At 25.2% G+C, this 13,431-nt stretch carries 9 protein-coding genes; 7 read left to right on the plus strand and 2 right to left on the minus strand.

Going from position 1 to position 13,431, the window contains the following annotated elements:
• Positions 1-395: 395 nt before the first annotated feature.
• The 7 genes from ACNSOS_RS00610 to ACNSOS_RS00640 are packed head-to-tail and all read left to right on the plus strand — an operon-like array spanning position 396 to position 11,981.
• Positions 396-1,589 (plus strand): exonuclease SbcCD subunit D C-terminal domain-containing protein, encoded by a 1,194-nt coding sequence (locus ACNSOS_RS00610; RefSeq protein ID WP_418185530.1) that lies wholly within the window; start codon positions 396-398, stop codon positions 1,587-1,589.
• Complete coding sequence (locus ACNSOS_RS00615) at positions 1,586-5,185, plus strand: SbcC/MukB-like Walker B domain-containing protein (RefSeq protein WP_418185531.1); 3,600 nt, start codon at positions 1,586-1,588, stop codon at positions 5,183-5,185. Before ACNSOS_RS00610 ends, ACNSOS_RS00615 begins: the two co-directional genes overlap by 4 nt.
• Positions 5,178-6,416: an ABC-three component system protein gene (locus tag ACNSOS_RS00620; protein ID WP_418185532.1), complete on the plus strand. Its 1,239-nt coding sequence runs from the start codon at positions 5,178-5,180 to the stop codon at positions 6,414-6,416. Before ACNSOS_RS00615 ends, ACNSOS_RS00620 begins: the two co-directional genes overlap by 8 nt.
• Positions 6,409-7,065, plus strand: coding sequence for an ABC-three component system middle component 1 (locus ACNSOS_RS00625; RefSeq protein ID WP_418185533.1), 657 nt, complete (start codon positions 6,409-6,411; stop codon positions 7,063-7,065). The genes ACNSOS_RS00620 and ACNSOS_RS00625 overlap by 8 nt, the downstream gene beginning before the upstream one ends.
• A complete protein-coding gene (locus tag ACNSOS_RS00630) occupies positions 7,062-9,449 on the plus strand; it encodes an AAA family ATPase (RefSeq protein ID WP_418185534.1) in 2,388 nt (795 codons plus the stop codon). The genes ACNSOS_RS00625 and ACNSOS_RS00630 overlap by 4 nt, the downstream gene beginning before the upstream one ends.
• A gap of 1 nt (position 9,450) precedes the next feature.
• A complete protein-coding gene (locus ACNSOS_RS00635; RefSeq protein ID WP_418185535.1) occupies positions 9,451-10,494 on the plus strand; it encodes an HNH endonuclease in 1,044 nt (347 codons plus the stop codon).
• A complete protein-coding gene (locus tag ACNSOS_RS00640; protein WP_418185536.1) occupies positions 10,491-11,981 on the plus strand; it encodes a DUF2779 domain-containing protein in 1,491 nt (496 codons plus the stop codon). Before ACNSOS_RS00635 ends, ACNSOS_RS00640 begins: the two co-directional genes overlap by 4 nt.
• Before the next feature lie 29 nt (positions 11,982-12,010).
• On the opposite strand, the gene ACNSOS_RS00645 is transcribed toward ACNSOS_RS00640, so the two are convergent.
• Positions 12,011-12,802 carry a shikimate dehydrogenase gene (locus tag ACNSOS_RS00645; protein WP_418185537.1) on the minus strand — a complete coding sequence of 264 codons (792 nt, stop codon included), beginning with the start codon at positions 12,800-12,802 and terminating at the stop codon, positions 12,011-12,013.
• A complete protein-coding gene (locus tag ACNSOS_RS00650; protein ID WP_418185538.1) occupies positions 12,802-13,416 on the minus strand; it encodes a class I SAM-dependent methyltransferase in 615 nt (204 codons plus the stop codon). Before ACNSOS_RS00650 ends, ACNSOS_RS00645 begins: the two co-directional genes overlap by 1 nt.
• Positions 13,417-13,431: the final 15 nt, after the last annotated feature.

A 13,431-nucleotide genomic window follows, 5' to 3' on the forward strand; every position in this document is an offset into this window, starting at 1 on the left:
AATTACTTAACACACTTCAGGTTGACTAACATCTCATTGTATCTTTTTTCAAATTCATTTGGATTTAGTATTTTTTCTTTTTGGAATTTTTCAATATGTTTAACCATATTAAAATCATGATTCTTTTCTAAAGCATTACTATATGTTTTTTCAATAATTTCAATTGAGTTATACTATCAAATTATTGTTTAATTGATGTTATCTTATTATTTTTATCAAAGAAATATTCAAAATCCAATAGATTTGTATAGAACTATATCCTAATAATTATTCTATATTTATTGTGTAATTTTAACCATTGATATGTAAATATAATTAAAAAACAATAAATGTAATAAGAATGTAATTATATTAATGTATAATGCTTAAATAATTAATTACACAAGAATTTGAATATGAAGATTTTACATACATCAGATTGGCACTTAGGTCAAAACTTTATGGGGAAAAGTAGGGTAGAAGAGCATCAAGCTTTTCTTTCTTGGCTTTTAGAAATTATAAAAGAAAAAGAGATAGAAGTATTACTTGTATCTGGAGATATTTTTGATACAGGAACTCCTCCCAATTATGCATTAGAGCTTTATTATAATTTTTTAAAAGAACTATCAAGTATAAAAACACTTATTACTACCATTATAACTGCTGGAAATCATGATTCAGTATCAACTCTAAAAGCACCAAAACAACTTTTAGAAGTTTTAAATGTTCATGTTATTACAACTGGTGATGAAGATGAAAATGTAATTATTCCTATAAATAAAAATGATGATTTAATATCTATTGTTTGTGCTGTTCCATATTTAAGAGATAGTGTTATTAGAGAATCTTTAAGTGGAAAAACAATAAGTGAAAAAGAAAAATTAGCAAATAGTGGTATTAAAGCTTATTATGAAAACTGCTACTCAAAAGCGCTTGAACTAAAAGAAGATAAAAATATCCCAATAATTGCAATGGGACACTTAACAACAGTTGGAAGTAGAAGTTCTCAGAGTGAAAGAGATATTTATATTGGTGGAACTATTGATATTGGAGGAGATTATTTAGCTAGTATGTTTGATTATGTTGCTTTAGGGCATCTTCATATAAATCAAGTTGTTGGAAATAATGAACATGTTAGATATTCAGGTTCTCCAATACCTCTTAGTTTTTCTGAATCAAAAAACAGTCAAAAAGTAAATCTTGTATCTTTTACTCAAAATGAAATGAGTATAGAAGAAATAGAAGTTCCACTTTCTAGAAAACTACTTGTCATCAAAGGCAATTATGAAACTATAAAAAATGAACTTACTAAAATAGAAGATAAAAACTCTTGGATAGAAGTTCATATATCTGATGATAATGCAATGTATGCAAATAATGAAATTAGACAAGTTGCTTCAAAACTTGAACTAACACTACTTGCAGTAAAAATAGATAAAAGTGAAAAACAATTAAAAGCTAATGAATTAAAAGTTATAAGTTTAGATGAATTGTCAGTTGAACAAGTATTTGAAAAGAGATTAGAACTTGAAAAGTTAGAGGATAAAGAGTTTGAAAAAGAACTACTTTTAAACTTTAAAGAAATAGTTTCTAAGGTGCAAAGCCTATGAAAATATTAAAAATAAAATCATTAAATATTAACTCACTAAAAGGTGAGTTTGAAGTAGATTTTGAAAAGTTTTTAAAAGATGAATCATTATTTGCTATTACTGGACCAACTGGTGCTGGGAAAAGTACTATTTTAGATGTTATTACTTGTGCATTATATGGAAGAACAGCAAGACTTACAAATCCAAATGAACTTATGAGTAGGCATACTGGTGAGTGTTTATGTGAAGTTGAATTTGAAGTAAAAGGAAAAGTTTATAGAAGTTCTTGGAGTCAAAAAAGAGCTAGAAAAAGTTCTGATGGAGCTTTTCAAAGTGCTAAGATGGAAATTAGTGAAGTTGAATCGGGAAAAGTTTTAGAATCATATCTTTCAAAAGTTCCAAAATATATAGAAGAGTTATCTGGACTTGATTTTGATAGGTTTATTCAATCTATGATGTTAGCTCAAGGAAGTTTTGATGCATTTTTAAAAGCAAAAGAAAATGAGCGTTCAAGTTTACTTGAAAAAATTACTGGAACACAAATCTATAAACAAATATCTCAAGAGATATTTAAAACTTATACTAGTAAAAATGATGAAATTAAATTAGATGAAAATTTATTAGGAAATATTGAATTATTATCTAATGAAGTGGTTGCAGAAAAGACTTTAACTTTAAATAATTCAAAAGCTCAGAAACTTGAACTTGATACTAAAGGAAATGAGCTAAAAAAAGTAATTAATTGGCTTGAAAACTTACAAAAATTAGAAGCTGATAATACTAAGTATATACAAGAGTTTGAGAAAATTACTCTTGAAAAAGAGAATAAAAAAGAAGACTTTATTAAATTAGATTTAGCAAATAAAGCTTTAAATGTTCAACCAATTTATCAAGAAAAGAACTCTTTAACTCAAATAATAAATCAAGATAAAGAAAAACTAGAAAAACTTCAAAAAGAGTTAGAAAATTTAAAACAACTCTTACAATCAAAAACAAATGAATCATTAAAAATAAAAGATGAATTAGATAAAGAAAAAATTTTATTTGATAGGAACTCTAAAAAGCTTCAAGAAGTGAGAATACTACAAACTAAAATAGAATCAAAACTTCAAAATATTAAAGAGTTAGAAAATAAAATAAGCTCTCAAAATGAACAAAAAACTAAACTAAATGAAGATTTAAAAGTACTAAAAATAAATCAAGAAAAAATTGAAAATGATTTAAAAACTATAAATGATTATCTAATTAAAAATAAAAATGATGAATCATTAAAAGAAGAGATATCTTTAATCTCAAAAAATGTAAATGATTATAAAGATGTAGTAAAACTTTTAAAACAAATAGAAGAAAAACTTCAAAATAATAGTTTAAATGAAAAGACTTTACAAGATAGTTTTACTAAGGCAAAAAAAGAGTTTGATGAGATAAAAGTATTATTTGATTCTAAAGATAAAGAGTATAAAGAGTTAGAAATTCAAACTTCAAATTTCAATCAAAAAGAATCAAATAATAGAAATAGATTAAAAAGTATTGAAAAACTAATTACTTCTATAGATGAGTATAAAAGATTGTTGGAATCTATTTTAAAAGAAGAAAATATCATATCTTCTTCAAAAGATGAATCAAAAACTATAAAAACAAATATAGAAGAAAAAACAAAACTAATAAATGAAATTCAAACACATATTCAAACTCTAAATGATAAAAGAGAAGCAGAACTTTTAATAGCAAAATACGAAAGTGATAGAGTAAATCTAAAAGAAGGTGAAGAGTGTTTTTTATGTGGTTCAAAAGAACATCCATTTGTAGATCATAAAATAAGTGTAAATGCTGATGAAACAACTTCAATAATCGCTCAAAAGAAGCAGATATTTGATGAAGAAAATAAAGCTTTACGTACTATTGAATTAAACTTATCAAAATTAGAAACTAAAGTAGAAAATTCTACTTTAGAACTAAACAAATTATTAAAAAATAAAGAAGATATAGAACAAGTATTTAGGTCATTAAATTTCATTTTAACAAATGATTCTAAAACAAACTTAGAAGAAGAAAAGCAACTTTTAGAAGAAGAGTTAAAAAATATAATAAAAACAAGAGATGAAAAAGAAAAAGTTTTAATTCAAAGGGATAATCTTCAAAAAGAGTTAAATACTAAACAAACTTTAGTTTCTCAAAATGAACAAGAACTTTATAAACTAAAAAGTTCAATAGAACAATTACAAAATGAACAAACTCAAAACATATCTAAAAAGCAAAGTTTAGAGGAAGAACTTTCAAAAGTATATAGTAAATATGAACTTATATTTGATGAAAAATTTGAAGAAAATTTTAGAACAATAGTCTCAAAAAAAGATAGTTTTATTAAAAATGAAACATCAAAAAAAGAGCTTGATACAAAGCTTCAAAGCTTAGTAGTACAATTAAAAGAGCTTGATACAAAAATCATATCAATAGAGTCAAGTCTAAAAACAGATGCTGAACAACTTTCTAAAATCTCTAATGAAACAACAGAATTACAAACTCAAAGCAAAGCTATTTTAGATGTATCTGATTTAAATATTTTTGAAAAAGAGATAACAGCTAAATTTGACACTATTAATGAAAAATATAACTCTTTATCAAAAGAGTTAGTAAATCTAAATTCAAAAAATGAATCAGTTAATACTCAAATAGTAGAGTTAAATCAAAAACTTATAGATAATAGTACAAAACTAGAAGAGATAAAACAAAATTTCAATAATGCTTTACTAGAAAACAATTTTAGTTCAAAAGAAGAGTTTGAAAAAGCACTTTTAAGTAAAGAGCAAAGAGAAGAGTTAGCTTTGATGTGTAAAGCACTAGAAGAAAAATATACTCAAATCCAAACTCTAAAAATAGATATAGCAAAAAAACTATCTGAACAAAAAGAGTTAAACCTAACAGATAAAGAACTTCAAACTTTAAATGATGAATTAAAAGAGTTGCAAACTATTATTGATGAACTTCAAAAATCAATAGGTAGTTTAGAAAAAGAGCTTGAAATCAATGCTTCAAATATGAAAAAACATGAAGATAAAATCATAGAGTTAGAAAAGAAAAAAGAAGCCTTTAAAGTATGGATAAAACTAAATGAAATGGTAGGTTCTGCAAGTGGTGATAAATTTGCCAAATTTGCACAAGGTATCACACTAGACCAACTAATCTATCTAGCAAATAAACATCTACAAATATTAAGTCCTAGATATGAACTTCAAAGAAGTAGTGATTCAAATAAGCTATTAGAAATAGAAATAATAGATGGTTTCCAAGGGGATGTAGTAAGACCTGTAAGTACACTTTCAGGTGGTGAAAGCTTTATAGTAAGTCTTTCACTAGCACTTGGACTTTCAGCCCTTGCAAGTCAAAAGATAAGTATAGATTCACTTTTTTTAGATGAAGGGTTTGGAACACTAGATAGTGATAGTTTAGAGTTAGCACTAAATGCACTAAATCAACTTCAAAGTTCAGGAAAGATGGTAGGTGTGATTTCCCATGTGGAAGCACTAAAAGAGAGAATTCCATTGCAGATTAGGGTTATGCCTAAGGGTGATGGGACGAGTTGTTTAGATCTGGATGAGAAGGAGTTAAATGCCTAAATATTTTGATGCAACATTTTCTTGGAGTGGTTATTCTTATCAAGGTAAAGTAGGAATATTTGTTACTTTAAAAGAATTAAATAAATATACGGATAATAATATAGAAACATTTTTTAATGATTGGTCTCTGGAGTTTGAATGGCTAGAAGATTTTTCAATTAGGCAAGGAAGAATTTATAAATCATTACATCAAGTAAAGACTTTAAAAAGTAGAAATATTGATTCTTATACTAAAGCGATTAATCAAATACTTGAAAATGCATGGTCAGAATATACCTATTATATAAAACCATATTTCCATGTTTCTAGTAATGTGAATAATCCTCATAATATTTTTTACCAATATACAATTGATAATACTAATAAAAAATATTGCCCTTTAGATAAAATAGATAATTTACTTAAAGATGAAGTTAAATTGTTTTTACAAAGACATAATGTTCCTGATTATAATGGACATTCTGAAGATTTACATTTTTTTAAATTGTTATCAATTATAGATAATCATGTAAAAAGAAGACATCAGAATATACAGCGTGTTGGTAGAAATACTTTTCCTGAACAATTGGAATTTATAACTATTATAAATTCTTTAAAAACAGATAGTAGACAATTTACAAATGAGAGAATGATATATGAAAAAAAAGCCTATTTTTCATTAGTATTGGATAAGTTTCTACAAAATAAGAATGACGATACAGTTAATAAACTAAAACTTTTTGCAAGAGAGTCTTTTGATTTAGATTCTGATTTTGTAAAATACTCTAAGTCTATTTCTCCTCATATTCTAGCAATATATGATAATGAAATAACTATAGTTAATTTTCAAGATATATTAAATGCTGAGTCTTTGAAAGGAGTTTTTTTTAAAATAGTCGAGCAGGTAGATAGTAACTATTTATGGCAAGGACATAAAGTTATTTATGAAAAAATAATTGAAGAAGAAAATAGAAAGTTTTTACCTACTACTATAAATAGAGATCAAGATGATTGTGATGAAGTTTCTGCTGATATTTTAACGAATCCATATGCAATAGAAGATTTATATGAAATGGATTATTTTATTACAGGAAGAATAAACTGCGAATCTATAGAGGAAGAGGCAAATAACTATACTGAAATTAGAGATGAAGATTTGCCTAATGTAGAAAATAAGGAATATAAAATAAATGAATTAAAAAAAGTACAAATGATTGATAGAATTAGTGCAGAAAGGATATTAAATGATTGATAGATTAAGTGGAATTTTTCAAGATAATGGTTTTCAAATTTTTGAGAACAATGATGATTTAAAGATTTTAAAGAGAAATGATAATAAAAAATTTGAATATTTTTTATTGGTTCAACTAACTAATCTTACAAATATACTGGAAGAAAAACAACTTCAATATTTAAAAACTTTAAAAGATAAGATTAAAGATAAAGAAGTTGATAAAAACACTACATTGGTTATATGTTTTAAGTCAGAAACTTTGCCTTTAAATTCTGAAATATATAAACAGATTTTAAAAATAGAGGAAGATCCTTATTTTTTTAGAAAACTTGTACTTCCATATACTCAACAACAAGTAGGTTTTCTTGATAATCCTGACACGTTTAAAGATGTAATAAAAGATACAAATAGTTTTGAAAGATTTAAAGTTGCTTGTAAAAATAAAGATTTAACTAGTTCACAATATGAAATAGTTTCTCAATTATATATTAAATTGCCATTTTTTAAATTACCTATAATATCTGATGTAAAAAATATTGTTTTAGATGATTATAAAAGGTCTCTAGATGATATTCAGAAAAAGACTTTGAGTTTTTTAGAAGAAGTAAAATTAGATGAAATAGTTGATAATGAAAATTTTTTTAAAAGTCTTGAGGATTTAAAATGAATGGATATAAACTAAAAAAACTGTATATAGAAAATTTTAAATTAATTACAAAAAGAGAGATTGACTTTAATTCTTTAGACCTTTTGATACTAGATGGTCCAAATGGTTATGGTAAAACAACTATTTATGATAGTTTAGAGTTGTTATTTAGTAAAAAAATATCTAGAATTAATGATAATGATGTAGAAGATAATAAAAATAAGCATGAAGATTCATTATTTGCCAAAGATAAAACTAAACCTATAATAATAAAAGCTGAATTAGAGAAAGAGAACCAAGGTAGTTTATATTTAAGTATATATTTGCCAGCAAATGTAAATTCTAAGAAATGGGAAAATTACCAACAATATCAATTAAATTCATACGAACAAAATATTTTAGATGGTATTAAATTTAATACTTTTGATGAGTTATTAGGTTTAAATATTGATAAAATAGTGTTATCGGATGATTTTAAAAATTTTTATTATATTCAGCAAGAAAATAATACTCAATTTTTTAAGAAAAGTGAAAAAGAAAGAATAAAGTTACTATCAAAGTTTTTTGGGACAGAAGATGCTGAAGAACTTAAAGACGACCTATCAAAAAAACTTAAAAAAATAAAAGAATTAAAAACATTCATAATAGAAAGTCTCAAAACAAAAAAAGAAGATTATAAAAAACTAGAAGAACAAAGTGTATCTGTAGTAAATAAAGATGCTAAATATATTTCTTTATCTACTGATAAATCATGGGATAAAGAAGAATTCATACCACCTAATAATGAAAAATTAAAAGAGATAATTGAAGAAGTTTCAGAAATAGAAAATTTAATTAAATATTTTAGTACTCTTGAGATATATATTAAAAATGAAGAGATTAAAGGGATTAAAAGTCTAGAAGATGATTTAAAAAGATTTATAGTTTTTGCTAACTTCAAGGATAAGTTTGATGATATAAAAGAATTATATGAAAAAGAAAAAAGATATAGAACTATAAAAAAAATCATTGAAGAACAAGATTATGAGAATTTAAAAAAACAAAAATTAAAACAATTATTTAAATCATTTAGTATTGAAGAATGTGAAAAAAAAATAGAAGATATATACAAGATAATAGATAATATTGATCAATACATAAAAGAATCAGGTGAAATGTCAGATGTATCTAGATTAATTAATGAGGCAAGAGATTCTTTATTTGAAGAATATAAGAAGTTTGATGATACTACTAAAGTCAATGGAGAGTGTCCTTTATGTGGTTATGATAAATGGACTTCTTTTGAAAAATTTGAAGAAGAATTTAAAAAGAAAAAAGTCTTTTTTGAAGAGTTTCAAGATGAAAAAACAAAGTTAGCTAAAGACTTAATAGAAGATTTATTTAAAGCTAAACTAAAAGAAATACTTGAAAAAACTAATCAATACTTAGCAGTAGAAGAAAATTTAGTAAATAAAGAATTCTATCTTCAAGTTAGTGAATATTATGATGAAACTAAATATGCTTTATTCTTAAATAAAATTATGAAATTAGAGATTTATGAAGAACTATTAAAGTTTGCAAATAGTGAACAAAAAGAAGTAGAAGACTTTGAAAGTATTTTGCAGAAAATATTTGAAGTAATTAATTCTAAAATTATTATGATAACTGAAGAAGAATTTATTGAAAAGAAAGAGAGTGTTTTTAGAGGATTTAAAGCCTATAATATAGCTCTAGAAAAAATTAAAGAGTTTAATTTAACAGATGAAAAAGTTAAACAGAAAAAAGAATGGCTGGAATTTAAATATTATTCAAATGAAGAAGAGAAAAAAAACAATCTAAAAAAGGAAATAGATAAATTAGAAAAGAAAAAAGAGTTATTGAATAAATTAATGACTTCTTCAACAAAAGGTATCACTAAAGATTTACATGACAAGTTAGATAATAAGATAAAAAAACAATGGAAAGATGTTATTAAACAAATTGAAATACCACTTTATATTTATTCTGGAAAGATTTTACAAGATACACAAAGAGGAAATGGAATATTTATTGACTACGATACTAAGAAAAAAGAAAGTCCTTTGAAGTTTTTATCTGCTCTTGATAGTGATTATGATGCAACTTATTCAATGAGTACGGGTCAGCTATCTGCATTAGTCGTTTCTTTAACTCTTGCTCTAAATAAAGTATATGGGAAAAATGATAATGGGGGATTACTACTTATTGATGATCCTATGCAAAGTATGGATGAAATGAATGTTACATCATTTATTGAATTAATAAGAAATGATTTTGAAAATACACAATTTATTTTATCTACTCATGAATCTAAAATTTCAAGGTTACTACATTATAAATATTTGAAATATAATAAACAAGTTAAGTCTTATTCTGTTAAAGATGAATTTTTTAAAGAAGGAATTTAAAATGGGTATTACATCAAAAACTCGTAAAATGCTTTGGGGTAAATCAGGTAATAGATGTGCAATGCCAGATTGTAAAAAAGAATTAGTTGTAAATATTTCAGAAATAAATAATCATTCGATAATTGGTGAAGAGTGTCATATCATTGCTCAAAGTCCTGATGGTCCAAGGGGTAATAAAAATTTTGATATTAATAAAATTGATGATTATGATAATCTTATTTTGATGTGTGGAGATCATCATACTATTATAGATGATAAATCCAATTTAGCTCTTTTTACAGTTGAAAAACTACAAAATATGAAAAAAGAACATGAAAACTGGGTTTTTTCAAAGTTTACATTTGAAGATAAAAAAAAGTTAGATGATGATTTATTTTATTCTGAATATATTGATAATTGGACAAAGTTTATATATCTTAACCATTGGAAGGAGTGGACTTATTATTTATTGAATACAGATTCTCCTTCTCTTTATCTTGAAGTAAATAATAGTTTAGAATTATTAAATGAATATAATTTTACACGGTTTTGGCCTCAAAGATATATTGAGTTGGAAAATTCTTTCTTTAATTTTGATTTAATATTAAAAGACTTTATAACTCAATTTCATAGGCACTCCATACATTTGCATTCTTATTATAATACAGAGAAATTTCATAAAAAAGAATGGCATGAAGATCAAAGAGTTTTTAATAAGTTATATGAAGAGTATCAATTTCATGTTTTGTTGGTTCAAGACTTAGTTTTAGAATTAACTCGAGCTGTAAATTATATTTGCGATTTAATTAGACGTGATATTGATCCAAGGTTTAGGATACAAGAAGGGAAAGTAATTGTCCAAACAAGAGACTTTTTAGATGAAAACATACAATTATGTGCACAAATACTTTATCCTACTTATGGTTTTAAACAATTATATCGTGGTCTAAAAAACTTTAAAATGGATAGAATAATAAGAGATTTCTATTTTGGAATAGGCAATAGTCCTAAAGATGAAACACATTTACGAAAAATATATAAGCATAATTATGCATTTATACAATGAACCTATCTAAATCTCTCTACACAAAAGGCATTCAATGCCCCAAAGCACTTTGGCTTAAAAAATATAAGCCAAGTGTATTAACACCACCAGATGAATCAGCTCTTGCCGTATTTGATACTGGAAACATAGTAGGAGATTTTGCTTGTCAGCTTTTTCCAAATGGAAAAGAAGTCTCATATTCAAAAAACTATGATGAGATGATAGCTACCACAAAACAGTGGCTTGATGAGAAAGTAGAAACTATCTATGAAGCTACATTTAATTTCTTTGGTATTTTAGTAATGGTAGATATTTTAACTATTCAAAATAATGAAGTATCTATTTATGAAGTCAAAAGCTCTACAGAAGTAAAAGATATATATTTACATGATGTATCTATTCAATATTATGTGCTTAAAAACTTAGGTTTTAAAATAAAAAGTGCAAATGTAATTCATATAAATAATGAATATACAAGAGGTGATGAATTAGATATAAATCAACTTTTTAAAATAGTTGATGTTACAAATAATGTTAAATCAATGCAATCAAATATTCCAAATATTTTAAAAGAGTTTGAAACATATTTAGAAGATAAAGAAAATGAACCAAATATAGATATAGGTAAACATTGTAATAATCCTTATGAATGTGATGCAAAAGAGTATTGTTGGAAAGTTCAAAGACAAATACCTGATTATTCTATATTTAATATTTTCAATCTTGGAAGTAAAAAACAAATTGAACTTTATAGTAGAGGTATTATAAATATAGCTGATGTTCCACATGACTTTGATATGACTTCTATTCAAGCTCAAGCAGTTGAAAACTATAAATCAAAAATTACATATATAGATATAGAAAATATCAAATTATTTTTGCAAAATCTAACTTATCCAATATATCATTTAGACTTTGAAACCTATCAACAAGCAATACCTTTATACAAAGGCCTAAAAGCTTACGAACAAATACCATTTCAATACTCACTTCATATTGAGTATGAAGATAGAAGATTGGAACATAAAGAATATTTAGCACAAGATAGTCTTGATAGTAGATATGAACTTGCTCTTAGACTATGTGAAGATATTCCAAGTGATGTAACTGTATTAGCTTATAACATGAGTTTTGAAAAAGGTGTTATAAAAAGACTCTCATCACTATTTGAAGAGTTTGGTGAACATCTTTTAAGTATAAATGATAATATGCAAGACTTAATGATTCCATTTCAAAAGAAATGGTATGTAACCCCTCGTATGAATGGAAGCTACTCTATAAAATATGTTTTACCAGTACTTGTACCTGAGTTTGAAAAAGCATATAAAGAACTTGATGGTGTTCAAAATGGAAGTCAAGCTATGAATACTTTTGTAAGGCTTGCTTTTCTTGAAGAAGCTGAAAAACAAAAACTTAGAAACTCACTTTTAGAGTATTGCAAACTCGATACTTTGGCGATGGTTAAGATTCTAAATAAATTAAGAAATGTAATAAAATTAAATTATTAAGGTAGCTATAGGGTATATAAGAAAAGAATTTATTCTCCTCTTAGCCCTTTTCTCATTGCTTCAACTACCGTATTATTAGCCTTTGTATTTGTAAATAATTCAAATGCTAAAACACCTTGATACAAAAGCATGTCCTCTCCGTCTTTTATTTTATTATCTAAACTTTTAGCAAGAGCCAAAAATGGAGTAGTTTTTCCATAAATACAATCAAATGCAAAAGAACTTTTATTTAGTATCTCATCTAAGATTTCTTTTGGTGCTGGTAACAAATCATCTTTTAGTCCTGCACTTGTAGAGTTTACAATCAAATCAAATTTATCTACTTTAAAATTTTCAAAATTAAAAGCTTTTATATTGTGATTTTTAAAAAACTCTAGTTTCCCTTGGCTTCTATTTAAAACTGTTACATCAATGTTTTTTTCTTGTAAAGCTAAAGCTATTGCCTTTGCTGTTCCTCCAGCACCTAATATTAGCACCTTATTTATTTGTCCAAAATTTTCAATAGCTTTTAAAAATCCAGGTGCATCTGTATTATATGCTACAACTTTATCATTTTCTAAAATATAAGTATTTACAGCTTCTATTTTTTGTGCTATTCCTTTTACAATATCAGCATTTTTAAAAGCTTTTTCTTTGTGAGGAACAGTAATATTTGCTCCACTATAAGCATTTTTTAGAAACTCTTCTTTTATTAAATCACCATTTTCTAAGTGGTGTTTTTCATAAAGAGCATCAAAGTTTAGATGTTTAAAACCTGCATTTTGCATTTGAGGTGATTTTGAGTGAGAAACTGGGTTACCAAAGATACAGAACTTTTTCATTATTCACCTTTCTTTGCATAAAAATTAAATAGTGGAAAATCTCCATAATCTCTTTTATAAATAAAAACTCTCTCATATAAGAACTCTTTAAATCCTACTTTTAAAGATTCTTGTTCTAACTCTTCTTGTGTAAATCCAAAGTGATAAACTCCAGCATTATTATGTTTTTTATGAAAAGTTCCATCCTCTTTTTCTAAGTCATTTATGCAAAGATATCCACCATTTTTTAGTGCTTTAAAACTTTTCTCAAAAAATATTTCAAGATTTTCTATATGGTGAAGTGACATAGAAATAACTATCAAATCAAAACTATATTCTTCTAAGTTATCATTTAAAATATCGTGTTTTAGTGCTTTGATATTTGATAGATTTTTATTTTTTGCTTTTTTATTAAACTCTTCTACCATTCCAGTTGAACTATCAAGCCCTAAAACTTCATTTGAATTATTTACTAATTCAAAAGCTATAAGCCCAGTTCCACAACCATAATCGAGTATTTTTTTTATTTTTGTAAAATCTAAAATGTCTTTTAAATGATTCAAACAAGCTTCACTTTTATCATGACTTAGCTGTTTTTTATCCCAATCTTTTGCTCTTTCGTCAAATCTACTCAAAATCCTATCCTTAAA

This window comes from Aliarcobacter vitoriensis (genome assembly GCF_048320235.1).
Lineage (GTDB): Bacteria > Campylobacterota > Campylobacteria > Campylobacterales > Arcobacteraceae > Aliarcobacter > Aliarcobacter vitoriensis.

Bases quoted from the DNA above. Each gene is read 5' to 3' on its own strand.
- ACNSOS_RS00610 (WP_418185530.1), top strand. From the start codon at position 396: ATGAAGATTTTACATACATCAGATTGGCACTTAGGTCAAAACTTTATG.
- ACNSOS_RS00615 (WP_418185531.1), top strand. From the start codon at position 1,586: ATGAAAATATTAAAAATAAAATCATTAAATATTAACTCACTAAAAGGT.
- ACNSOS_RS00620 (WP_418185532.1), top strand. From the start codon at position 5,178: ATGCCTAAATATTTTGATGCAACATTTTCTTGGAGTGGTTATTCTTAT.
- ACNSOS_RS00625 (WP_418185533.1), top strand. From the start codon at position 6,409: ATGATTGATAGATTAAGTGGAATTTTTCAAGATAATGGTTTTCAAATT.
- ACNSOS_RS00630 (WP_418185534.1), top strand. From the start codon at position 7,062: ATGAATGGATATAAACTAAAAAAACTGTATATAGAAAATTTTAAATTA.
- ACNSOS_RS00635 (WP_418185535.1), top strand. From the start codon at position 9,451: ATGGGTATTACATCAAAAACTCGTAAAATGCTTTGGGGTAAATCAGGT.
- ACNSOS_RS00640 (WP_418185536.1), top strand. From the start codon at position 10,491: ATGAACCTATCTAAATCTCTCTACACAAAAGGCATTCAATGCCCCAAA.
- ACNSOS_RS00645 (WP_418185537.1), bottom strand. From the start codon at position 12,802: ATGAAAAAGTTCTGTATCTTTGGTAACCCAGTTTCTCACTCAAAATCA.